At 54.0% G+C, this 23,939-nt stretch carries 18 protein-coding genes; 7 read left to right on the forward strand and 11 right to left on the reverse strand.

Annotation, left to right across the window (positions count from 1 at the left end):
- Positions 1-226: 226 nt before the first annotated feature.
- Entirely contained in the window at positions 227-1,198 is a 972-nt protein-coding gene (locus F3H10_RS07435; RefSeq protein ID WP_149784142.1) for a DUF3592 domain-containing protein, read from the forward strand.
- A 776-nt stretch (positions 1,199-1,974) separates the two neighbouring features.
- Positions 1,975-2,376, forward strand: a complete 402-nt coding sequence (locus tag F3H10_RS07440; RefSeq protein ID WP_149784143.1) for a DUF5684 domain-containing protein — start codon at positions 1,975-1,977, stop codon at positions 2,374-2,376.
- A gap of 361 nt (positions 2,377-2,737) precedes the next feature.
- Here F3H10_RS07440 and F3H10_RS07445 read toward each other — a convergent pair whose 3' ends face one another.
- Complete coding sequence (locus F3H10_RS07445) at positions 2,738-4,261, reverse strand: DUF6498-containing protein (RefSeq protein ID WP_149784144.1); 1,524 nt, start codon at positions 4,259-4,261, stop codon at positions 2,738-2,740.
- 798 nt (positions 4,262-5,059) lie between these two features.
- Here F3H10_RS07445 and F3H10_RS07450 point away from each other — a divergent pair.
- Positions 5,060-5,410 carry an ArsR/SmtB family transcription factor gene (locus tag F3H10_RS07450; RefSeq protein WP_149784145.1) on the forward strand — a complete coding sequence of 117 codons (351 nt, stop codon included), beginning with the start codon at positions 5,060-5,062 and terminating at the stop codon, positions 5,408-5,410.
- A gap of 590 nt (positions 5,411-6,000) precedes the next feature.
- Here F3H10_RS07450 and F3H10_RS07455 read toward each other — a convergent pair.
- From F3H10_RS07455 to F3H10_RS07475, 4 genes are all read right to left on the reverse strand, one after another.
- Entirely contained in the window at positions 6,001-6,567 is a 567-nt protein-coding gene (locus tag F3H10_RS07455) for a PH domain-containing protein (protein WP_149784146.1), read from the reverse strand.
- Positions 6,560-7,195, reverse strand: a complete 636-nt coding sequence (locus F3H10_RS07460; RefSeq protein ID WP_149784147.1) for a PH domain-containing protein — start codon at positions 7,193-7,195, stop codon at positions 6,560-6,562. Before F3H10_RS07460 ends, F3H10_RS07455 begins: the two co-directional genes overlap by 8 nt.
- Positions 7,196-7,618: 423 nt before the next feature.
- Positions 7,619-8,587 (reverse strand): transposase, encoded by a 969-nt coding sequence (locus F3H10_RS07465; protein WP_223174255.1) that lies wholly within the window; start codon positions 8,585-8,587, stop codon positions 7,619-7,621.
- A gap of 463 nt (positions 8,588-9,050) precedes the next feature.
- Entirely contained in the window at positions 9,051-9,812 is a 762-nt protein-coding gene (locus F3H10_RS07475; protein WP_149784149.1) for a CPBP family intramembrane glutamic endopeptidase, read from the reverse strand.
- 106 nt (positions 9,813-9,918) lie between these two features.
- On the opposite strand from F3H10_RS07475, the gene F3H10_RS16630 reads away from it, so the two are divergent.
- Positions 9,919-10,824, forward strand: coding sequence for an ArsR/SmtB family transcription factor (locus F3H10_RS16630; protein ID WP_149784150.1), 906 nt, complete (start codon positions 9,919-9,921; stop codon positions 10,822-10,824).
- A gap of 108 nt (positions 10,825-10,932) precedes the next feature.
- A complete protein-coding gene (locus F3H10_RS07485) occupies positions 10,933-11,493 on the forward strand; it encodes a hypothetical protein (protein WP_149784151.1) in 561 nt (186 codons plus the stop codon).
- A gap of 44 nt (positions 11,494-11,537) precedes the next feature.
- Here the strand turns inward: F3H10_RS07485 and F3H10_RS07490 are convergent, their stop codons facing one another.
- From F3H10_RS07490 to F3H10_RS07515, 4 genes are all read right to left on the reverse strand, one after another.
- The gene (locus tag F3H10_RS07490; RefSeq protein WP_223174256.1) at positions 11,538-11,954 is read right to left on the reverse strand and encodes a hypothetical protein; all 417 of its coding nucleotides are present in this window, start codon (positions 11,952-11,954) and stop codon (positions 11,538-11,540) included.
- A 539-nt stretch (positions 11,955-12,493) separates the two neighbouring features.
- The gene (locus tag F3H10_RS07495; protein WP_223174257.1) at positions 12,494-13,441 is read right to left on the reverse strand and encodes a hypothetical protein; all 948 of its coding nucleotides are present in this window, start codon (positions 13,439-13,441) and stop codon (positions 12,494-12,496) included.
- An 829-nt stretch (positions 13,442-14,270) separates the two neighbouring features.
- Entirely contained in the window at positions 14,271-15,662 is a 1,392-nt protein-coding gene (locus tag F3H10_RS16330; protein ID WP_223174258.1) for a DUF6498-containing protein, read from the reverse strand.
- A gap of 265 nt (positions 15,663-15,927) precedes the next feature.
- Entirely contained in the window at positions 15,928-16,668 is a 741-nt protein-coding gene (locus tag F3H10_RS07515) for a DUF4097 family beta strand repeat-containing protein (RefSeq protein ID WP_149784154.1), read from the reverse strand.
- Between the two features lie 561 nt (positions 16,669-17,229).
- Between F3H10_RS07515 and F3H10_RS07520 the strand changes: the two genes are divergently transcribed.
- Positions 17,230-17,673, forward strand: a complete 444-nt coding sequence (locus tag F3H10_RS07520; RefSeq protein ID WP_149784155.1) for a DUF3592 domain-containing protein — start codon at positions 17,230-17,232, stop codon at positions 17,671-17,673.
- A 136-nt stretch (positions 17,674-17,809) separates the two neighbouring features.
- On the opposite strand, the gene F3H10_RS07525 is transcribed toward F3H10_RS07520, so the two are convergent.
- The gene (locus tag F3H10_RS07525; RefSeq protein ID WP_149784156.1) at positions 17,810-19,132 is read right to left on the reverse strand and encodes an RNA-guided endonuclease InsQ/TnpB family protein; all 1,323 of its coding nucleotides are present in this window, start codon (positions 19,130-19,132) and stop codon (positions 17,810-17,812) included.
- Positions 19,133-20,098: 966 nt separating this feature from the next.
- On the opposite strand from F3H10_RS07525, the gene F3H10_RS07530 reads away from it, so the two are divergent.
- A complete protein-coding gene (locus tag F3H10_RS07530) occupies positions 20,099-20,842 on the forward strand; it encodes a hypothetical protein (RefSeq protein WP_223174259.1) in 744 nt (247 codons plus the stop codon).
- Between the two features lie 103 nt (positions 20,843-20,945).
- Here F3H10_RS07530 and F3H10_RS07535 read toward each other — a convergent pair whose 3' ends face one another.
- Positions 20,946-23,858, reverse strand: coding sequence for a PAS domain S-box protein (locus F3H10_RS07535; RefSeq protein ID WP_149784157.1), 2,913 nt, complete (start codon positions 23,856-23,858; stop codon positions 20,946-20,948).
- Positions 23,859-23,939 lie beyond the last annotated feature (81 nt).

Here is a 23,939-nt window from a genome sequence, read left to right on the forward strand (position 1 = left end):
GGGCATTCGCTTTCGGATTTTTAGATGGAACAGCGTTGAACCGCTGGGCAGTTACTGATGTCATTGCGGTCACTCACGCTGGTTGTTCAACTGATTCATCCATAATTTGATTATGTCTGTTACTGGTCCGGAAACACAAATACGTCGAGCGATCAGCGGACTGCTGTTGCTACTGGTGAAACACTCCGTTTACCCTTATTTGTCTTCTTGAAAAGGCTCAGGTAAAATGGAGTTTACTGTCCGTGGAGTGGCTGTCACGGTCACGCCGGTAATTCTTCTCACGCTCGTTCTCGGACTCGGTATCGCTGGGTATGGAGGTTATGACTACGTCCAGCAATCGAACGCTGTTGACGATGCTGTCGCTGTCGAAACAACTGTTGTTGACGCCAGTATAAGCAGATCTGACGGGCGTCGCTTCTACTACCGTATCTCAGTTGAGCACACCTACGAATATCAGGGGCGTGAATATACGAGCAAACAGGTATTCCCAGGCTCAACGGGGCCGATATACACCGTCCGGAGTGACGCTCACCGCATTATTGAGCCATATGAGCCGAATGAGACAGCGACAGCCTACATTGACCCCGACAGCCCTAGTAGAGCGTTTCTCAAGCGACAAACGACATTTGCTCCGTTCAGATTCATTGGTTTCGGGAGTCTTCTGGCGCTCTTGACAACACTTCATGCGATTGGGGCGCGTAATCCTGGTCAAAATACAGGGATCAATCAAACAACTGAGCGCGAGCCAACTCGATATGACACGGTGTTCGGCGTCAATCGGGACACACTATCTCGAGTTAGTAAGCGTCTCATGTTGTTTACACCAGCTGTGTTTTTTGTTTCACTCGTAACTATAGTGGCACTTCTGTTGAACGCGGAGAGTTCATCGCTCCAGGTTAGTGTGACTGATCCAGTCGGATTCGCGTTACTTGCGGCCCTTCTGTCGGTATTAGGGTTTATTTTCGGGCTCACACTCTATGGCATTTGGTCATTTACCGAATACGCACGACTACGTGAACGTATTCCAGACCCACGGCCACCGAGCCCGTTCCGACATCCGTCGCGCCTCGTTACAATCATGTACTCCCGAGACGATCTCAATGTCTATGGCCGCCGAGTGAAACTGACCGGCTTCGTGTTTATCCTCATCGGGTTCCTCATCGGTGTTGTCGCGTTCGTCCTCGTGACGGCGTCGTGAAGAAAGAATTAGCTCGATCGGTACAGCGAGATGAGAGAGCCTACAAACAGAAATGTACCGACGACGATTAGTGCGGCCCCTAGTCGTGTTGACTCTGTGATTTTTGTCGCCCCAACTACCGTCATCGCGATCCCGACCACACTCAATAGAATCTTCCACACCGCGTTTGGGATCAATTCCAGCAGTAGTTCAAAAATGAACTCAAAAATATCATCTATCATGTCTATTAATCACCACGATGGCACCTAGTTCGTCAGTTAGCAATAGTGCTAGGTGGTAGATCCATTTGCTTCATTTTAGTTCTGTGTTCACCATTTCAACCTCTCCTAATGTTGAGAGGTTGTATTAGAACACAAGAGTAACATTTCCTGTCACCAACGGTTTCCACGATGCCCTCCACGGATTCTGAGCGCTCACAAAAAGCGGTTGATGTCGCACAACAATATCTCAGACGCGAACGTCCACTCAACGCGTTTGTCGTCGTCCTCGCGGTGTCAGTATTCCTCGGCACATATCTCGTAACAGCATTGGGTCCAGCTGTTCTCGTCGCAGCTATCCTCATCATTGGAGTACGGTTTCCTATTTTTCAGTCAAATGGGATGTTCCGACTTCGAACTAGTAACGATCTTGATACTGTTATTGACGAATTCTCCGGGTCCGTACCGCCTGTTCTCGGACTTCAATGGGGTATGGCTGATAAATGTTCCAATAGTCGTGATTCAGAGCGTGAAACGCTGACTTGGATTTCTTATTAATGTGGGAGAATTCATTGGTTGATGCGATCAGCATTGGGTTCATCCGTCTCGATACAAGGAGCCAATAGTACCAATATTGAATTGTTCGTTACACTAGGAGGCATTGTTTTGCTATTTGCCGGGCTTTGGAAAGTATTTGAGAAAGCTGGTAAACCGGGGTGGGCTGGAATTATCCCAATATACAATCTCTACGTCTTGGTCAAGATAAGCGGAAACGCATGGTATTGGTTTGCTCTATTTTTTGTTCCGGTGATAAATTTCTTCGCCACGCTGAAGGTTAGTATCGACATCGCTGGCAAATTCAATAAAGGAATTCTGTTTGGCCTCGGACTCACGTTTCTCTCGTTCATTTTCTACCCGCTTCTCGGGTTCGGTGGCTACCAGTATAACGATGCCACTACCTCAACTGGGGGCATAGCTTAACACTCGAAGAACCTGAGTCAAGTCCAACTGCGCCGTGTTTCTCTCGATGAAACGCTGCTACGGGCTTGATACTATCCCCTGTATTATATACAGGCAGCCGCCGGCCGGGGGCGGTATTCAACAAATATCCGGTTGCTGAGCCTCTCCCATCGCTCACCTCCCCCCCAACGGATGGGAGGCTCATCTACTCCCCCGCGACGCTCCATCGATCATCCCCCGCTGGAAGGACGGCCCTCCACCCCGTCCAGCGGTACTATCCATCTGTCAAAGAGATGCTCCTAGTACCGACACCTCGACAATAGAGATCATTGTCTCCAATGCGTGGAATCACAGCTTAATACTGGAGGGTCAACGGCACTGGTTATTGTTTTATATAATAGACAATAAGCCCGACGAGCGGAATCGTAGTGAACAAAAATACGAAGACACCAGCTACCACGCCGCCTTCGAACTGAGCAGCTATCACTAACGCAATTAGTGAGACGACCCCAAACAGGACCATCGACGCAAGCGACATACGGGGTGCTGTACCATCCAACCGCAACAATTCGATGCTAGTTTCTACCATAGTATTTGGCTCGTTAGTATTCGCGTTCCAATGGTCACTAGCGTCTTTGTCAGCGGAACTCGCGTCAACAAGCGAATTCGTAATTGGGGTCGTATCTTTGAGTCGTGGTAGCGTGGTCGGTCTGTCACCGCGGTCAACGAGTACCGTCGAGGTGCCCAACCACCTGTCGACGGCGTCACGTTCGATTCGGATCTCATGATCAGCCAGCGATTCGTACCGCCAAAGAGGGGTTTGAAACAGGGTATCAGCCGCAACGATAGTACTCGAATCTAACCGGTATTCAACACCAGCGTACCGGATCCAGTAGTCGAGATGGATGAGACCAAGCGGGACACCAATCCCGAGAAGCATGATGCCACCCGCTATCTGGGTAGCACCCTCAAATACAGCAAGTGATGCGGCGAGAAAGGCGAGTGGTGTCAGCAGCCACGGTCCAGGGTGTGTCCGGAAATGTGAGGCTGTAGGCAGCAGCCGTCCCGACAGCGACGGGTGGAGATCTGTGGAATTTCCTGATAGCGTTGTCTCAATCGTCTCACGCTCTGGGGGACTATACGCGTCTCCACGGCCGACGAGTGACCACAACCCCGCACCGAGACGGCCATCATAGTAGTACCCTGCGAGATCGGTGAGGAGCCTAATTGAGACTACCACAGCGACAAGTGGCCCCGTCGCAACCCGTTCAACCGCACGAGAGGACTCTCCAGCTCCACTGTTAGAGACGATCAGGGCTGCGGTGAGCAGCGCGATGATGCTCGCGATGAGTACTGTTGCGCCTTCCGTGACAACACTCTGAAGAGCGGTTGCGACGTTGTGATCCCGATAACCACCATCCTGGAAGTAGGTAGTGAGAGTTCGCCATCCTGCTGCGATAAAGATTCCAAACGCGCCAATAATGAGCCACGACGAAATGTTGGCATTTGGATTCACAGTTGCTGCGGGGCCGACAACTAGTGCCCCGACGAATAGCCACAGTCCGATGAGGATCGGTACCACGAACAAAAGTGTCGGGATCGTCATTAGTCGGACGCTAGCACCGATTAGTGGGACTGAAATGGAGGTCTGTTTTGCGGCAATCGCCCCCAACAGGATTGGATCCCCATTCCGTTCCATTGGCCGCCCGGCAAACGTCGCTCGAACAACCGCCCAAAAACATACGACGCCGAACTCAAGCCAGTATAACGTCAACAGCTCTAAAACCGACAGGTTGAACGCAACAATCCCAACAATCGGAACCAGATTTGCCACAAGAAGGGCTAGGAGTTCGGGGTCGGGGAGGTGACTAGCTCCCGTATCGTGAGTTGTGGCTTCTGAGCTCATCTACGGATGTGGTGAGAAGGTGACCCGATGCGCGTACCCTGGGTATGAAGCATAGACTTCTCAACATCAATCATAGTTCTGTCTCGTGACTTTGAACGGGTGCTGTGGAGGGCATTCACGTTACTAACCGATAGCGGATCTAATAGTAGTAAGTCATGGTTGCTGGAGTCAGTGTTGATTACTGAACACGGATTTGTACCGACTGAGAGTACTTCCTATTGAGGTGAGGATGACAAAAACACCAACCACGACGAGCAGCCCTCCAAGGATCGGCTCGGATAAATAATAAAGAAGCCAGCCGATCGCAATGTTGGTACTGGCCAGTCCGATCGGGTAGAGTGTCTGTTGTAAGTACATGGTTCACAACGCTATCGTTAGTGAGTTGTCGCGGGTAGTGCTGGAAGATCTGTACCGAGCAGTCGGTGGGCAACGTGATTTCGGGAACTAGCTCTTAGATAATCTCTAGGTCGTCGGATTTGGTGATCTGTTGCCGACAACAGCCTGTCGAAGGCTCTTCCCCGCCAGTCCTTGTAGATGCTAAGTTTGGGTTGCTCGTAGAACCTGTGTCTCCGAGGGATTGAATATTGAAATACACGCACCATCGTCTTCTGTAGTATTTGTGCGTTGATTCCCCCTGTAACCAAGAGCTAATAGTACAGACTCGACGAGAAGCATTGGTCGAAGTATACAGAGTGGCCGAGTATATCTAGTCCCATACTTCCTCAGTATTGTGTCGGTAGTTGCTGAGCCAGCGAACTCGCATATCGGTTTATTATTCTCTCTTGTATAGCAGAAGGTGTGGCTGAAGATTGCCCTCCAAATGAGGTGTTCGCTCTACTTGACGATGAGTACGCACGCTCATTGCTATTGGCTACAAGCCACGAACCTATGACCGCACCCGAACTCAGCAGCCAATGTGAGATGTCCAAATCGACCGTGTATCGTCGATTGAACAAACTTGAAGAGTATGACCTTGTCGCAGCCGTTCACGTTCCAGACGCTGATGGTAATCATAAAAAGCAGTACGAAGCACAGCTTGACGAGTTGGTTGTCAGTCTTAGCAACGGCGAATTCGAGCTAAATATACAGACCACCACGCGGACCCAAGAGTTCGCAGACGCATTCACTAATCTCTGGGAGGGTCTCTAAATGATCCCTCAAGATACACTTCAAATCACGGAATTTCTCACGGTGCTACAGTTGCCTCTGGGCCTCGCCATTGTAATCCTCGCGGTATATGGCTACCAACGCAACACCAGTCGACCAATGCTTTTTTTAGGTGTTGGTATCGCTATGATGACCTTAGTGAGCACGGCGACAACTGCTGTTAGTAGTATTCTTCTTGGTGTTTCCTTTATCGCACCGTTGAGTCTGGCTGCCGAGACCATCGGAATGGGCCTGATACTATATGCGGTCGTTTTAGCCCGCCGGAAGTAGGTAACGTACTCCCACGACTGAGTTCCCGTCTCTCACCTGTAATTTTTCTGAACCTCAAACAGACGTTTTAGACGCTGTCGAGTACGATCTATAGTCGCAAGATCGAGATGAAGAGTGGTTCGGGGGGTGATATCGTTAGCGGGGGTGCTGAATACGATAAACAGGATCGGGAAATCGCTCCGTAAGGGTATTGTATCTGTAGAGCTTAAAACTTTTACTCGAAGTCGAGGATTTCGGCAACCACTCGATTGTGGGTAAGAAACAGGATGTTCGTCGCAGTTAAATCCTAAGTGTGAGCTCAGCTATTCCCGGGTCACAGGCTCACTAGCGTCTCTTGTGGGTGCCACCGTTGCGCGGATTTCACGGACGAGACTGAGGACAGATTCCCACTGCTCACGGGACCCGGGGATTGCGTACTCTTCACTACCCATGTGCTCTGCGAGCGTCGTCTGGACTTTCTTCGGGTTATCAACCCGCCGAAACTCCAGATCGCGTCCTCCGGCGACCTCAACCGACACTCTCCCATAACCGAAAAACGAGCCTGTGGCCGACTGAGAAAACGAAGTGTTCTGGATTTTATTGACATGGACGCGACGAACCGTTCGTCCGAGGACGCCCCGCTTCGCCCATACTGCTCGGGTCGTCAAAACATACTGCGTCTGTCGTACCCTGAGTAGCCCCCAGCTGAGAACCGCAACGCCGACAGGCACCCCCGCGAGCAACCAGAGGTTGACGCTGACAGCGCCGATAAGGGCGAACACAGAAATGGCACTTCCAACGATTATGTCCGGAAGAGCCGCTGAGAGACGCGGACGACCCTTCCAGACAACGCGTTCACCGTCGTGTTGATACCACCAGCCGTCACTCATCTGTGTTACCTGTGTCAGTATGTGTTGACTCGTCAGTAGACGGGGTAGTCGAGCCGGTCTGAGACCCACTCTGGTCGTCGGCCACGGCCTGCCGAATGACGCGCAGTTCCGTGAGAATCGAATCAAGAACATCCTCTTTCGTCGAGTCGGACTCGGTTTGCTGTCGGCTGTCAATTTCTCTGGCGATCAGTTCCTGAACTGCTGCCGGGGCAGGGATACTCCGAAACTGAAGTTCGATCCCAGATCCGCCGGCTGTACTGACGTCAACGGAGCCGTATCCAAAGTACGAACCGAGCGCCGACTGTGAGTACGAGATGTTTTGGACTTTGTCGAACCCAATCTGTTGGACGTCACGTGAGAGTACCCCACGTTTGCTGTAGAGGCCGCGATTGGTGACCACGTAGTTCGTATTGGTGTACTGAAGGTAGGACGCAGCAACGATTGGGATGCCAATAACGACGAGTGACAGCGGAATCCCGATGATAAACGCAGGAAGGACGCTGTACTTGTGCGGGGTGCTCGACCACTGGATAGACTCGCCGTCTTCAAGCGTGAGCCAGTCGAGATCCAGCTCAGAAGAATCCGTTGAGCCGTCTTCTGATATGTCTTGGAGGGCCGTATCAGACATGGATTATCCCAGATGACCAACCCACAAAATAGTGAGGAAATCCACGGCTCGAAACACGGTGTCGCAAGAGTTGACATCCTTCCCGCCGTTAACAGTAGTTGCCGAATCAAATCTTGTTCCGTCCAAGCCGTTGAGTTCGCACATTTCACGATCGTAGCGGATTTCGCTGTGACAGGTTCAGTGAGAGAGCGAGGGAACGCCGCGCTAGCGGCGTTCCCGAGCGATGCCTCTCCGCGTAAGGCGTACTCACCGGTCATCCCGGTCAGATTCGAGTGTGAACTCAGCCGTAGTCTGTCGAGAGAACGAATCTACGGAAATTCGTGTTGAGATCAGCGGTGTCTCTGGAACGGTCCCAGTTGAGGCTAACACGTTGGCTAACACCCACAGATTGTACAACGACACCGCGAACAGAAAGTAGAACAGTCACACCGAGAACGTCGGTGACGACGTTCTCGGGAGAAAATCGCCGAGTTGTCGATATGACGTTTCGATCCCCCAGCGACGGCGGAACGCCGCCGCGTACGCCTTCGCTGTCGATGAGTCTACGTCTAAGCTTGTCACGAACCAGACGTGTTCGTCTTCGCTTGTGCGGTGCGAAACCGCGAAGACTGTGACATCTACCGACGCCGTTGGGTTGCGCTTTCGCTGCATCGTATACTCGTCTGCGACCGTCTCAGCGCCGGCGCTGAGACGATCTTTCACTCCACTACTCGGCCGCGCACGCACGACATAATCAACATCCTGCTGTTCTAACTCTGTAACGACGTGGACTTGGTAGAATCCACGGTCGAGGTAGACGTGTCGAATGGAGACGTACTGTTTGGCTGTTTCGAGCAAGGAGCGAACGGCTTCGCGCTTGGCGCGAAAGCCGTTCGCGTCCATCGGGACCACCGCAAGCGTAAATCGCGTGCGAGGAGCGACGATACATAGTGTCGCGAAACAAAACGCTTTGTTCGTTCCGAGATCTGGATACGTGGTTAAAACGTGGGCAGTGTCGGCAGAACCGTAGAAGCGCCACTCGTGGAGATCGATGGCAACATCGACGAATGCTGGAAGTCGCCGCTGAGACCGGAGGAGTTCGAACACTCGATCTCGGACGCCATCGAACTGGTCGGTGATAGCCTCTGGTGAGAGATTTCGCAAGTGATACAGCAGCGATTTAGCGAGCGAATTTCGAGCCGTAGCGGTGATATCGACGTGCTCGTCACGATCAAGCTGGAGCGTTTTCCCACCCGTATTTGCGAACTCCTGATCAAAAGCGATCCGAGAGAGGATTTCTTGGAAATCCTCTCTCGTGTACTTCCCACACGGTTTCACGCCGAATTCGAGTTCCGGAAACAGCGTTGTTGACGCAGCACGGCAAACCTGTTTCGCCTCAGCTGTCTGGACCATCTGTTGACCAACACAGCCCAGAGACAATAACGCAGTCCCCGAATTGACTAGATTCTCTGTATTGGTTAGCCTGTTACTGACAGCTGTCGAGTAGCTCGCTAATACGGCGCTGAATACAGTCCGCGAGTCGGTCACCCATCTACAGACTGGGTGGTATGACGGTTATACAACCACCATGGAATATGGAGTATCATTGCGAAGACAACTGCCACACCAAGCCTCAAGAGAACTTCATCAGTGACTTGGGACGCAAGAAAGAACGCAGTACCAGCTATGACCGCAGCCATGATCCGACTCGGATTCCAATTGAGGAGGGCAGACTGAAGCGCGGACATTACTTTCTCAGTCGGAAGCTACGAACATATGTGTTCTGGAAGTCTGGGTTCGATTTGATAAACCCACCCTCTATATCTCGCACGTGGATCCTATCAGATCTTAACAATTTCAACAGAGCCACTAGATCTTAGGTGAGCAGGGGCACGACGAAGATCACGGCATTAAAAACACCATGAACGAGCGCAGGCGCGACGAAGGTATTCGTCCGTTCGAACACCCAACCGAATATCCCTCCCATCACAGAGTAATAAAGCGTCATGTGAGCAACTGCGGCGATCGGCGGCGACAGGAGGAGGACCGGATAGACGTGAAACACCGCAAACACGAGGCCGGCCGTACCGATGGCGATTCTAGCCGAGAACGACGCACGGAGTCGCTGCTGAATGACGCCCCGAAAGAAGAACTCCTCGACAGGACCGATCAGCGCTAGCGACAGGACTGCCGCGATGACGAGGCCGACGCCCGTCGGTGCCGCAAGGTTTGTGTACTGCATAAATCCAGGAGAGAGTTCGACGCTTGGAAGAACCGCGTCAGTACTTACAAGCGAGAGGAACGCGGTCGCGAAGCTCATCCCAAGTCCGCCGATGAGAGCAGGGATGGCGTCTCGGTCTGGAACCTGAATCGGGACTTGGAACGACGAGCGAAATAAAACGTACCCGATGCCAACGAGCAGAAATGAAAGTTCGGTCGCAATGCTTCCAGCGATGAATATGAGCGTCTCCCCGGCATCAGAACCGACAGCTGAGACAGCAGCGAGTGAGGCAGCCAAGTTCAACACGATGGTTATCGGTATCGTGAGGGCGAGAAACGCCACCGCACTGGCGACACCAGTCTCATCACTAAGTTGATTCGGAACGGTCGCTTCTAGCGTGGAGGGCAAATCGACCATAGGTACGGAACGGGTGACTGCGTAGTAAGTGTTATCTGGACGACTATTAAGTTGATTCAGTAACAAATCAGATACCCAGGCGGAAACAACAGCACTACTGTACACAATGACGGGTGAGCGTGAAGCGAGAGAGTCAGCGTATGCGGCGTTGACCGACGAGACTCGGGTCCGTATCCTGTTAACTCTCGCAGATCAGTACGACGAAGCGTGGTCATCAGAATGGCCAACGTTCTCCGAGTTACGAGAGCAAGTGGGCGTCGAGGACACAAGCCGATTCAGTTACCACCTGTCTGAACTTCAAGACGTCTTCATTCAGAAGGAGGACGGGCGGTACCGCCCTCGAATAGCTGCCTTGAAGATCGTCGCCGCAATTCGGGCGGAGAATTATAAGACCCAAAATGACGACAAACAGTACGAGATCGAACAGCAGGAGACGGAATATGAGTGTCCCCACTGCGATCGGAATCTCGTCGCCGCGTACCGAGAGCACCACCTGTATATCGGCTGTCCAGACCACGGCGCCGCTGTGGCGTACCCGACGCCGCCGCGAGCCACTGAAAACCGATCACTAGACGCAGTTATCGACTCCACGCTCCGAAACCACGCGTGTGACGTCCGGCTCTTGCGTAACGGGGTTTGCCCGCACTGTTGGGGAGCGGCGGGTTTGTCGCTTCCCCGTGACTCCGTTCCAGAGACATATCTCCACCAAGACGCACCATATGCCACCGCGGCATGTGACACCTGCTGGCTGTCGTATCCAATCCCAATCGCACAGACGGTTCTCGGCCATCACGCCGTTGAGGCACTATACGCGACGCACGGCCTGCGTCCGCGTGATGCGCAGATCGGACCGCACAGTCTTACGCAGGTAAGCAACGTACGTACCGGTGAAGCGGTGCCGACCGCCGCGCAGGTTGTAGTCCGTCTCGCTGACGGGTCAGTTAAGTTCGATCTCGACGAAAACTGTCGCATTCGTCGCTACGACGCGAGTGATACAAGACTGACACAGTAACCGCGATAGTGGTGCCGTTGGAAGATTCACAGAGACATTGATTTCAGCTGTGTTTCTCCGCCCGAGACACGGAACAGGAAGTATACGGGAGACGACCGATCAGTCGGTATGACAGACGACGCCTCACCAGACGGGCCTAGCTCCGTGATTGACCGAGCTACGTCACACCCCGACTCTTACTCGGATCGGGCGTACACGTGGCTGTCGCGGAATGGGCTCTACATCTGGGCCGGGATGTCCGTCGTGGCGATAGCACTCGGAGCACTTGCCATCCCACTTTTAGCCTTTGGGTCATTGGCAGCGATCGGCGGAGAAGAGTCGATACTCGCTGGCGGAACCGCCATCGTTCTCCTCTGTATTGTCTTGCTACTCGGTTTGGCAGTCGGACTACTCAGTTACGCATACTTAGAGGTAGATCGTCGGGGGATCCCGTTCGTCAGAGACGGCGGTGCGCGAACGCTAGCATATGATGGCATCCGAACGATAGAGACGGTCGCGGCAGGAACGTTCATTGGCGGACTCCTCGCAATGATCGGACTAGCGGTTTTAGTGGGTAATGTTCCGACGATACTCTCAGTTACCGTGGTAGCAGCCGCAATCGGACTCCCGGTAACAGTATTGGTACACACAGCCGGGCGCTTTGTGTTATTTTTTGTTGACACTAATTAAGAGCCCGCTGTCGAACGAACATTCGCGGAACTCCTTGATACCGGTTAACCGGTCTCGTTCATCTGCCCGAGATCCGAGAACGACTCTCCGACTCGAAGCGCGATCGGTTCATTCTCGTCGCTCGAGCCGATGGAGATGGCGACGATTTCCTCTTCAGTATCAGTAATCGAAAATTGCTGATTCAGTCGTGAAGTCCCTGCTATCACGGTATCAGCGAGCTCCAAGTCAACTTGGTACTCACCGGTGGTGGTCCATACGTCGGCGTAGGCGACGATATTACTTTCACCGTCTGACTCGGTAGAGGGAACGTCGAATGAAGTATCGAGGACCGTCTCGCCCTCGGGATCTACGACTTCGATCGACCCGCTGACCTCCTGGTTCAGCTGGTTGAGGAGATTGACCTCTTCGAAGACTCGGTTGCCGATCGCATTAAGGACTGTCGAGCAGCCGGCGGTGGACACTATGGCGGCACTGGCACCGATTGCGAGGGCTCGACGTCGCGTAACGGAGTCGGATGACGAACGCATGTGTCGATTCATTGTTGGAAGGCGTATTGCTATTGATGTGGTTTTAGATTAAACCCGTTCGGAGTGTCTCTGGCGGTGAAATCGTTTAATAGAATGCATCCAGGAAACAACTGTGATTCCGTCCGTGAATCGGATTTCACGGTTCTGCTTGCTCTGTTGAAACCCTATTCTTCAGACACATTATTGACTGAAACAGTTGGTCGGTGAAGAAGGCGAATTCAGCAATAGGCCATACGAACAGGACCCAGCGGCTGGCCATCATCCAAGTGTACTATTCCCTGCTTCACTACAACAAATCCCGTCTGAAACTGCTGTAATTGTAACGAACCCTGTGTCAATACACTACTGACCAGAGTGCGAAATATGTACCCTGTATTGACAACAGCCGCGACGGAGTATGTCACCTGTTAAGGATTTAAACAGAGCCGTTCTGCTGTATGTTGATCGCGAGTCCCACAAGGTGACATAGTGTTTCAAGCCTCAACCGAGGTGATCACCGAACGCGTCCGCTGATTCGGTGTAACGGGGCGGTCGTTCTGGTCGAACCCCCCGTATGAGAGTTCCGCGACGTACACCTGCCCATCGTAGCGCACCAGCCAGGTACCGTCGGAGCCGTCGGCTTCGATCGCCGACTCCGCCGAGAATTGGTCCATTATCGACCGGAACGCTTCGTCGTCGGTGTCCTCGGCGTAGTAGACGCCGTCGATCGCGTCGTTCACCACTGACCGCTCCGTCTCCGAGAGCCCCGATAGCCTGAATAGGTGCTCACCGCGGAGCTGCTGAGCATACGCGGTGGTGTTGTCGGCGGCCCTGCTGACGGTGTAACGGTACCGGGTCAGCGTCACCTCTCTACGTTCCTCCAGCACGAAGGGGTAGACGGTGCCGTTGTGCCGAACGGCGCTGTACTCGCCGGACAACAACACGCTCTCGTTGGTCTCCGCTATCGTGTACTCCTCCGGAATGGCAACTTCGGGGCCGGGCCTGAGCCGGGACTCACGCTCGCTCATAGCCGTGAGTAGGTCACCCAGCAGCCGCCGGTCACGCTCGGAGAGTTCCTCGAATCCGACTGTCTCGTTGGCTGGCGCCGTCCCGTTGAGATCAACGCCGACGGCGAATGCGGTACCCGGCTCGGTGCCGGTGACGTTCCAGTCGATCTCGTAGTAGCTACCCTCGTATGCGAGCGGCAGCCCCTGTTGGACTGGCGGGTCAGTAGCCGTAGCTGTCCCCGAGCCATCCTCGACCGCCTTCCGGACCACCCTTCGGTCGTCGGGAGCCGGACTGTCCACGACGGCCGGCCGGCTGGCGGCTTCTGCTATCTCCGCGTTGTCCGCGGTCTCCATCGACAACGATCCCGTTGCTGAGCAGCCTGCGAGCGCCACCAGCGCCAGTAGGCAGAGCGCTGCGAGCGCTTTGCGTTCCATATCGGAAGTCGTTCTCTCTCCGGTAAATGGCTGGAGGCCGTGTTACACATTCCGCAACAGGAGGGTTGACATCCTCCTCCGCGTGAACGCGGAGGAATCCCGAGCGGTGGGAGTTTCAGGTTCGCAACCATGGACGCCGCCACTTTACGGGAATTTGTTTAACCCAGTCGTCGTGGTCGGTGGCTGTCTGGCGGTGCCAAACCGCCGTTACTCCTATCCTCGGAGCCGTTGGTTCCCATCTGTTGTTTTTGCCAGCAGGGAGTCGCTAACACGTCAGGGGATTCGGAGATATCTTCGGACTTGCTCAACCGACGGGCACGAGACGAACCCTTCGAGGATTCGCGTTCACCGCGTCGGCGTTTCGGATACTGTCTCATTAGATTAGCGGCAAGGCCGCCTCCGAAGGCCGTTCGGCATCCGCTCCGTTCCGACCAGACCTTACCGTTGTGTAGTGGTTTTTCTCACTTGAACGTATGGATTGGAAACCCAAAACGTGCTACCGAACCGCTGTTTGATCGCCAGTTGTCGGATTCATCCTGCGGCTGAAGCCGCAGGTATTCTCCTCGATTCTGTATAATCGCGCTAGACAGGATAGGCCACTCATTTACCGGAGTCAAATGGCGGCAGCTACGAACCACAGGAAAGGCCGCAAGCAAGTGAGAGTGAGAACTTCCCGCTCTGTGAGGTTACAATTGGATGCTGCGTGGGAACGGCATGAGCGGTGTTAAGAAAAGTGGTTGAACGGTATCTCAAGGAGACAAAACACTGAGTCGAGTGTCGGACTTCCCCTCAACTCCGGTGGGTTGAGGAGCTTGCCCTCGCAGATCGTTTAGATTCGAGCGAGCATCGCATATACGAGGACGCTGAGTAAAATCATGAAGAACGGTGCGATCAACACCATAACAGCGGCCATTTCTGCGCCACCCACCTGGGGAGAGCCAAGCAGCATTAGTGGAACACTAAGGAAAACCAGTGCCAACACAAGTGCGGCACCCACGACTGCGAGATCCTGCTCAGGGCGTTCATCGTGTCTGACCGGCAGATCAAGTGTCTCGGTCGCGTGGTCAAGATCAGCGACAGGACCAAACTGGACTGTGTTTGTTGGAGCTGTCTCAACGTTAGAAATCCGTAGTGTCCCGGTATCAAATAGTCGGTCAGGAATGGCGTTCTTGATTTCAAATCGTGCTCGCGAGTGAATCGGAACCAGCCACTGTGGCGCATCAAGTACGGTATCGTACGCGACAAGCATCTCACCACGCCGTTGGTACTCAATAGTGCCGTACCGGAGGTAGTAGCTCCCGGCCCGGATAATAAAAACGCCCAGTAGCACGGCGAGGCCAATGCCGCCCCACAAAAAATGCGCTGTAGCCATTGCGGCGACAACACCAACCAGCAGCAGCGCGACACCGCGATTGACCACCGTGAGTAGTATCGTGGTGGTGCTTCCAAGCAGTACAGATTGGGGGCTGACTGTCACTCGCGCCTGAACCGGCTCATCTGGGAGGCTTAGCTCTGGTTGCGACCGACTGAGCTCACGGTCAGCACTCAGTCGGTCAAAGAGCCCTTGGAATGCGCTCGCTATTGGACCGGTGGACTCCCACAGCACAGCGAGAATTGTTTTAACAATCACGAACCCTCCAAGCACAGCTACTCCGGCTGACTGGCTCATTGACAGGCCGATCACCCCCAAAAACATCACCCCAAGCGTAAGCTGGGACGGTTGTTGTAGAATTTCACGGGCAGACACATTCTCGTATGTCTTAGCTCCCAGATACCCACGGTGAAATTCGATCCCGTGTGCGATTATGAGGGCACCAATACTCACAGCGACCTCCCACGACAGCACTATTGATGTCTCAATCAACGCCCAGGATAGTACCGTAATCGGCAGTATAGTAGCGACCCAAATACCGAGGATTGACAGCGCAAACGGCACATTGCGGGGGTATATTGGTGGAAGCGTTGGGAGAGGGCGCCAACCACCTCGTTTGTGCCGTAGTTCATGAAGTGGTTCTCGTTCTCCAACAACATCGGGGGATCCTTGCTTTGCGAACAACGACTTTAGCACGCCGAAGAGGACTGTACTAAATGCTTCAATCCAGTAGAGTAATAAAAGAGTCCAAATATTCCAATCGCCATAGACTACGCCGCCTAAGGGGAGAAGATTTGCTCCGATGATCACAAGATCTGTAGCTGACCGGTTCGGGACCGTGGAGGGCACACCGCGCATATCGCGAATTAATGGCCCGTGATAGATATGTCCCTGTGATATCACGTTAATGGTGTCTACCGAGTCATAGATGTGTAAAGCACATGAAGAGACAGTACGAAACTCCCGGCGATTAGGCCGGCTATTCCGCCATAGAGCGGAGCAATCTCAAAGGAGGGGGCAATCAAGTACCCGCTAGCAAATCCTAGCGGGTCAAAAACTGCTGCGAGGATCATCAGCTGGACCGCAAGGTCCTTGGATTGAAACCATCTGATCATCAGTTTATCTCCCTACCGCGGATAGTAATATCACCGTTCATACTAGTTGCTGTAACACGGTGCGTACCGTCTCCAACCATCCGGTCGACCGCTGACCCAGACTCAGTTGAATCCGCTTGAAATCCGTTGATTGTTGTGTCGCCATTGGTTGTGTCAAACGATATTGCTGGCTCCGCAGTTGCTGGTAGGGTAATTGAGATATCACCGTTTGTCGTGTCGGTTCGGATTTCAACAGGCGCAGATGCTAAAAGTGTGATATCGCCGTTTGTCGTATCGACGGTGACGCTCTCAGCTTCGCTAGTTTCTATATCGACATCACCGTTCGTCGCCTCAGCACTAAGGTGTAATCCTTCAGGAACGGTCAGTGTCAGATCCATCTGTAGTGGGGACGAACCGAAGGGAAGGAAGCTGCTATCTTCCGTGTCAACGGTGAGCGACAGGCGGTCGTCGGATTGGTCGGCTTGTAGCGTGATGCGGTCGAGATCTTCCTCGCTTGCTGCCCGTTTTTTGCCGTCGAGCTGGATCGTCTCACGCTGCGCATCACGAACCACAATGTCACCGTTTACGTCTTGGACGGTAATCTCTGAGACGTCAGTTCCGTCATACTCTCTGGTAACCGTGGTTTCGGCCTCGAGAGATCCGGACGTACATCCTGCGAGAGCGGCAGTTCCGGCAGCAATACACGAACCAAGCAGACTGCGTCTCGACAGTCTTTGCCTTGCCCGATCAGGACTGCTCATACGGGGCTCATGGCATACGCCGATGATAAATCGGCTACTCGTGTCTCAGGCTCAGAAGCACGTACTCGCAAACCGTTGGGTGGCTGCTTAGCTATTGACCTCCTCCACGCCCTGAAGGACGTGGAATCCGTCCACCGGATTCGGGCTGTCAGTGCCTTTTGGTTCCAACCCGCACTCAAGCGAAACCCGCAAATATACGGGCGAAACTCTCGTTTTCTCCCCTTTATATCCCAAACGCGGTCGGGATTCCTCCGCGTTCACGCGGAGGAGGATGTCAAAGGGCTGTGACGCGGTCAACAGCGCCCCATCGGAATCCGTGTCATTTCCGGGTGAACCACCGCATCTCACCACCCCTTGTGGTTCGGGTCGACATCTCACCGATTCCGTAGTATGTACTATAACGCCATCACAGTAGTAAAATTACGGAGAAAAGGCTCTGTTGAAATCCTGTTTTCAGATATATTCTCGCCTGAAATAGCCGGTCAATGAGAGCTGTATGTGTTACGCAGTGAGAAATACGTCGAAATCAACATACAGTAGTCTAAACAAACAATCGCCAATATGTCGAAGCTGTCTCTGATAAGTATAATACTGGGGATTGTGCTGCTCGGAGTTGCTGGATACATGGCATACTCTCAGCAACAAAGCCTCTCGTCCGGGGTGCAGATTGAAGCCACGGTAGAGAGCAAAGAAGTGACCATGGATTCCTCAAAAAGAGGGGACAGGTACACCCCCCACGTCACTTACAGCTACACGTACAACGGAACTCAATACACTTCCGACAACATCAGCCCGGGAATAGGAACAAAAGCGTCCGACACAAGGACTGCCGCGGAAGACAGAATTGACCAGTACAATGTCGGGGAGACAACCACGGCCTACGTCGTGCAAGGCTCGCCCTCGAAATCGTATCTTAAGAAAACGAGTAGCCCTCTACCACTTATATTCGGCATCTTAGGCCTATTCCTGATCGGAAGACCAGCCTACAAATCCGTCGCTTCTTAACTTCGAACCGCTCCGCTAGGGTGATGTCCTTCCGCTTGGTTGCTGAACCACTACTTCATATTCTGGCTCTAGGTCTCGCACGTGTTGACATCCTCCTCCGCGTGAACGCGGAGGAATCCCGACCGCGTTTGGGATATTAGGGTTTGCAGTCTACCACTTGTGCCTGCGGTTGGAATCCGCTGGACAAGTCGTATAGGTGGACTGCGGGCTGTGCCAACCAGCCGGTACTCCTATCTCCGAACGACTGTCCGGGAGACTCGGAGTTACTTTTCTCGTTGATATTGAGTCGGATGTTCTCCGCTCCGTTCACGTCCGCGTTGAATGCCGCATCGCACTCCTCGCAGACATACAGGCCACGCTCGACGCGCTGGCTTTCCTCCTCTCTCCCGCACATACAACACGTCTTGCTCGTGGCACTCTCGTCCACTTCCACAACTTCGATCCCCTCGACCTTCGCTTTGTATTCGAGGATGTTGGTGAAGGGGTTGAATGCCCACCCGTGTAGATCGAGGTTGCCGTGCTTGCCCCAGTTTTTCGAGTTGCCGTTCTCGTCCTCACGGACGCCTTCCAAGTTACCGACATTGATACGGCCAACACCCTTCTCGATACATCGTTGAACGATGTGTTTGGCGAGACCGTGGAAGAAGTGGGTGCGGCGTTCCGACCATTTCGCATGGAGACGTGTGGCTCGTTCACCACCGCTGTCGTCGCACTTGGCAATTTCCTTCAGGAAGTAGTACCCGTCCTGTTTCAGGCGGTTACCGGGATACAGGTCGGCGTCTTCGGTACTGTAGGCGACAGCGGCGAAGTTGCTGATGCCGAGGTCGATGCCCGCTGTCTCGGTACCGGGAGCGGTGGGTGTCTTGGTTTCGTCTGTACAGACGAGGTGTAGTTCCCACCGCTCTTTCGCCCTGTCATAGACGGCGCGAACCTGTTGAAGGTTCTCGACGGTGACGCCGGGACGCGTCTCGTATTCAACAAGGATGTATTCCCGCGCTCGGGGGTGTTCCTTGTGGTTCGCGCCCTTCGAGAGTCGGACTCGATTGTTCTTGGTGTCGTGGCGGATGCCGTTCTGCTTCCACGTCACCGTGCTACGCGGGTGTTCTTCGTGGACGCGGTTGCCGTCGGTGTCGTAGTAGTTGCGTTTGCGGTAGCCGGGTGGATTCGCCCTGTCGTCGGACTTCCTCTTTTCGTACCACGAGTTGAAGGCTTCAGCGAGTTCCTCCAGAACGCGCTGACTGGACTGCGAATGTAATCCCTTGTACTTGTTGTGGGTCTTCAACTCGTCTTTGAGGTCGCCGTGATCGGGAATCTCCCCGGTTTCTTCCCAGACTTCTCGGGAGTGGTAGTTGGCGACGTTCCAGAGTTTGCTGGCGCTCCACCCGTGCCGGTCGAGTATCTCAGCCACTTGATTGTGGTTAAGAATTTTGGCGCGGTGGGTGCGGTGGACCTCCAGCATTCTGAACGCCTGTATAACCTGTTATACGAGCTTTTCTTGTAAAGGTTCGGCTGAGAGAGTGGAATATCCGGCCTTGCCATCGGCGGTGGATTGTTGAACGGGTTGTCGGATTCATCCCGCGCCTAAAGGCCTGTCTCTTACCCACGAGTCGAGTTATTACTGAGATAGATGACTCCGGGAAAAATCCCAATATCTACCGGTGTAATACGCTCATGGGCCGATTTTGCCGATCTTATTCACCCGTATCCAGTCACCCCCGACTGCCGAGATCACTGCCCGACTCACTCTTCACCTCGATCTTCCGAGTATAGATTGGGGTCGACAGCGTCTGAAACGTCTGTTTGGAACTTGGTGAACTTATGGGTAAGAGACAGACGGCTCTGTTGAAATCCTATTCTTCAGACATATTCACACCTGAAACAGCCGTTCGATGAGAGCTGTGTACTAATCGTTTCAAGGCATCGCGTCTAACGTTGTGGCCACTGCAATAGGTGTTAGAATTGCCAAAAACAGCCACTGATGCTGATTTGTCCATTGTCGGACTCTTGTGGAACGACGGCGTAAGAGAGCAATCAAACTGAACGAGAGAAGCCCAAGCATGCTGACTAGGTTCCCAGTAAGTCCCATCCAGAGTGCAACAGGGAGCGGAAGAACAGTCATAACGCGATCTGCTGTTCTTTCGAAATCCATACTCTCAACTTCTAACACTAAAAAATATATCTACTGGTCTTAAAGAACGAATCACTCTATTGATATCCTTTGCTGTGCGATTCGTGAGTCCCCTGTACTGACCACACCCGGTCAGAATATATCACTTCCTAAGGATTTCAACAGAGCCAGACAGACCTAAAGGCGCGGGTATTCTCCTTGTGATTTATAAGTTCAACACACCTCCGTGAAACGCCGAGTTTCAGATAGTGAAACGCGTCAGTATAATGTATCAGGTCGACACGAGATGGATCCAGCGTGACACTCAACATTGGTTCATCGCTTGCTGGCGGCATCCGTCGTGTCGCGAATCGTAACGGCTTGCTGTTGATGGTCGCATATTTGATTATCGGGGCTGCGTGGCAGATTCCGTTTTATAGCGCTGTCGTCACCGGGCTTGAGCAGTCAGGTACGCCGACAGAGAACGTAGCTCTCCCGTCAATCGACGCCCCGCTTGCCGTTTCCGTGAGCGCAGCCATCCTCATGTTGCTCGGGCTTCAATGGCTCACGGTTGTCACGATTCGAACGTTTGTCGGCGGTCATACACGGGCAATTCCGTCAGAGTACTACACGCGAAATATTGTGCCAGTCCTCCTAAACTCACTCGTTGGTGGGCTCATATACGGGGTGCTCATGTTTGTCGGATCAGTGCTCTTTGTTATTCCCGGGATCATCGCGTACGTCGCGTTCATTTTCATGATCGTGTATGTCGCGGTAGAGGACAAGAACTTCATCGCCGGGTTTCGAGATAGCTGGCAGCTAACGCGCGGCCATTGGCTGCGACTGTTTGGATTATTATTAGTAGTTGTCGCTGGGATTGGGCTCATCTCAGGTGTGTTAACAGCCATAACATCGTTAGTGGTCGGTGCCATTGCCGGGCAAGCAATGGGAATCCTGCTGTCAGGTGTTGTCGGGCTCCCGTTTTCGCTACTCATACTTGCGACCCTGGCAGAAGCATTCACCCAACTACGAGAGAGTCAAAAAAGGATGGTGACGTCGTAGGTTGTATTGACTGTAATCGTAGTGGAACGTATCACCTGCGGAGAATTTTAACAAGGCCGAACGAGCTTGTTCGGAACCGGGCCTGTGGCTTCATTCACAGCCGTCAACCCAGTACGTTTGGCAAAGAAAGGTGAACGACAGTTCCGCCATCTGCGGGCCGCTCAAACTCGATACCGCCACCGAGTTGCCGAACACCCCAGTTGACAAGCCAGAGGCCAATTCCGTGATTGTGCTGGAACGGCGACTCACCGTCGGCTCGGAACGGAGTGAGCACGCGGTCGGAGATGCCGGGTCCGTCGTCACGCACTGTGATTCGCGTCTCATCATTGGCCGTAGACGGCGTCGTCTCAATTTCCACCTTCGGGGAGTCCCCGCCGTGTTCAACGGCGTTCTCGACGAGCTCGCTCAAAACCAACCGAAAAACAGCTGTATCAGCCGGTGCGGGAGCCTCCGCGGAGGATAATTGAATCGTCGCTTCGTCGTGAGACTCACGGAGGTCGGCGACGACGGACTCCAGTACCGTTCCAACCCTGCGATTTTCCGGGTCTTCGTTGTCCTGAAGCATCTGACTGGCGGCACGCGCTTTACCGCTCAGTTCCAAGAGGCTGTTCGCAATGTCGTGAACGCTTTCAGCGTATTCTCGGACGACCTCGTCTTCCGCCGTCTCCTCAATTGTAGCCGTGTATCCCAAGACCGCGTCCATATCGTTCCGCACGTTGTGTCTCAGTACACGGTTCAACACTTGTACCCGTTCTTCGCGGTCGCGCCGTCCAGTAACGTCCCGAGCGATTGTGACCACACGCTGCTCGCCGCCAATCTCTGTTAAGGTCGCGTTGACCTCGAGCCATACGACATCGCCGCTGGCGGTCCGCAACGCCCATTCGATGTCCCTCAACGGGTCCCCGGATTTAGCCACGTCGCGGACGACCTCTCCGATCGTGTCCGCATCGAATCCGAGTGCCGTCGCCGTCACCTCTTCCGGGTCCATATCGATGATCGTGTCGCGGTCATACCCGAGGAGCTCACACATGGTGTCGTTGACGTCGAGCAGCTCCGCAGTCTGCGGGTCGTAGACTCCGATTACGTCCGTCACGCCGTTGAAGATCTGTTCGAACTCTCGTTCGCGACGCTTCCGCTCCGTGATATCACGCTGGATCGACAGGACTCGCCGTTCACCACCGATCTCAGCCGTCGCCAACGTAACCTCGATCCATGACTGCTCCTCGTCCGGCGGGGCGAGCTTCCACTCGATGGTCTTCGGTTCACCCGAACGGGCGACAGCCTGAATCAATTCTTTACCGCGTTCCGGTGTGTACCCCTCCTCAGTTGCGCTGAGACCCTCGATACCGAGTTCGCGAATACGCTCAAGATCGTCGCACCCCACAAGCTCGTGATACGAATCGTTCACACTAGCAAAGGAGAGCGTCTCTGGGTCGAAGATGGCGATAGCGTCGTTGACTCCGTTGAATATCTGCTCGTACTCCCGCTCGCGACGTTTCTGTTCTGTAATATCACGCATTAACGAGAGGACACGTCGCTGACCACCTACAGTCGCGACTGTGAGGTTCGCTTCGACGAGACGGTGGTCGCCCTCAGCGGTCTCAATTCGCCACTCAACTGTTTCATCTTCCTCGGTTTCGCCGACGTCGGTGATAAGCCGTCTTGCGCGCTCATCGGTGTACCCCTCCTCGGGAACACTAAGGTCATTAATTCCTTGTTGAAGAATCGTGTTGTAGTCGTATCCGAACAGTTCGACGTAACTGTCGTTTACGTCGACCATTTCACTCGTGTCAGGGTCGTGAACTGCGATCGCAGTAGTCACGCCGTTAAATATCTGCTCGTACTCGCGCTCGCGGCGTCGCGCATCGGTAACGTCCCGAATGACTCCGACGATCCGATCGACGGCACCGCCTGGACCGCGGCTCGGATAGCCGCGTACCTCAACCCAACGTGTCTCACCGCCAACGCGGAGTCGGTGACTGAACGTGTACGGACCCGACTCCTCCTCGCGGATATGTTCGCTCATAGCGTTGAGATCCGAGCGGTACGCCTCGCGGTCATCCGGATGAACGGCGTCGAGAACGGCCATCGGGTCGTCATACAGGCGTTCGACCGGTTGGTTGAACAAATCCGCGTAGGCCTCGTTGATAAAGAGAACCTCCGAAAGGTCCGCACGTGCTAGATAGACGACCTCATCGATATGAGTCGAGATCTCGCGGAACTGACGGCGCTGTCGTCGGCGGTTGGTCACGTCCGTGGCGGTCGCCAACACCAGTTCCTGATCGTCTATTGTGACTGTCGTCAGCGTCGCTTCGACCCAGACGTGTTCGCCGTCAGCCGTCTCAAGCGGCCATTCGATTGGACCGACCGTTCCGTCCTCCGTTGCGGAGGTAATAACTTCCATGGCAGCAGCCTGATCGTACCCGTCGATGCTCGCAGTGTAATCGCCAACCTGCATCGAGATGAGCTCCGCTCGGTCATACTTCAGCAACTCACAGAGCCGCCGATTCGCATGAATCAACTCTCCCGTCTGGGGGTCATGAAGCGTGAGCGGCTCAGAGACGTTGTCGTAGATGGTCCGATAGTCGGGAGTCGGCTGTACCTCTGTCGCGGTAACCGCTCGCTTGAGCACTGTCGTCGGTGATTGTGCGAGCAGTTCCCACGGAAGATACTCCGTTACACCGGCCTCAAGCGCTTCAGCGATCGATGCCTCCGTAGGGGCGACGTACACCACCGGAGGAGCGGAGTCACGGGCGGCGTTCCGGACCGCCCAGTTGCTAACCTCGGTCAGTGACGCAGCTGTATCGGCGTCTGTCCGGTCGACGCTGCTCGATTCAGGCGTTACCGCGGCAATCACGCAATCGAACTCCTCGACTGAGCCGGGAGCGTCACGTCCGGCAGGCGCTATTGAAACAGCCACGTCGAGCGAATCCTGCGCGTCTTGGAGCGTCGTTTCGACCGACGCTGGCCCCACCACGCCAATTGTCGGGTGTCGTTGCGTGAAGACCTCGGGCATTCTCTCTGTGAGTTGAAGTTTATAGAATAATAACGCTACGCCCGTGCTAGCGGTTGTTTGGGCCGGTAGAGGATTCAAGAT

The sequence above is a fragment of the Halorubrum aquaticum genome, assembly GCF_900113615.1.
Classification (GTDB): Archaea; Halobacteriota; Halobacteria; order Halobacteriales; family Haloferacaceae; genus Halorubrum; species Halorubrum aquaticum.

Bases quoted from the DNA above. Each gene is read 5' to 3' on its own strand.
- F3H10_RS16630 (WP_149784150.1), top strand. From the start codon at position 9,919: ATGACGGGTGAGCGTGAAGCGAGAGAGTCAGCGTATGCGGCGTTGACC.
- F3H10_RS07520 (WP_149784155.1), top strand. From the start codon at position 17,230: ATGTCGAAGCTGTCTCTGATAAGTATAATACTGGGGATTGTGCTGCTC.
- F3H10_RS07455 (WP_149784146.1), bottom strand. From the start codon at position 6,567: ATGAGTGACGGCTGGTGGTATCAACACGACGGTGAACGCGTTGTCTGG.
- F3H10_RS07445 (WP_149784144.1), bottom strand. From the start codon at position 4,261: ATGAGCTCAGAAGCCACAACTCACGATACGGGAGCTAGTCACCTCCCC.
- F3H10_RS07460 (WP_149784147.1), bottom strand. From the start codon at position 7,195: ATGTCTGATACGGCCCTCCAAGACATATCAGAAGACGGCTCAACGGAT.
- F3H10_RS07535 (WP_149784157.1), bottom strand. From the start codon at position 23,858: ATGCCCGAGGTCTTCACGCAACGACACCCGACAATTGGCGTGGTGGGG.
- F3H10_RS07525 (WP_149784156.1), bottom strand. From the start codon at position 19,132: ATGCTGGAGGTCCACCGCACCCACCGCGCCAAAATTCTTAACCACAAT.
- F3H10_RS07515 (WP_149784154.1), bottom strand. From the start codon at position 16,668: ATGAGCAGTCCTGATCGGGCAAGGCAAAGACTGTCGAGACGCAGTCTG.
- F3H10_RS07475 (WP_149784149.1), bottom strand. From the start codon at position 9,812: ATGGTCGATTTGCCCTCCACGCTAGAAGCGACCGTTCCGAATCAACTT.
- F3H10_RS07495 (WP_223174257.1), bottom strand. From the start codon at position 13,441: ATGGAACGCAAAGCGCTCGCAGCGCTCTGCCTACTGGCGCTGGTGGCG.
- F3H10_RS07485 (WP_149784151.1), top strand. From the start codon at position 10,933: ATGACAGACGACGCCTCACCAGACGGGCCTAGCTCCGTGATTGACCGA.
- F3H10_RS07435 (WP_149784142.1), top strand. From the start codon at position 227: ATGGAGTTTACTGTCCGTGGAGTGGCTGTCACGGTCACGCCGGTAATT.
- F3H10_RS07465 (WP_223174255.1), bottom strand. From the start codon at position 8,587: ATGGTCCAGACAGCTGAGGCGAAACAGGTTTGCCGTGCTGCGTCAACA.
- F3H10_RS07440 (WP_149784143.1), top strand. From the start codon at position 1,975: ATGCGATCAGCATTGGGTTCATCCGTCTCGATACAAGGAGCCAATAGT.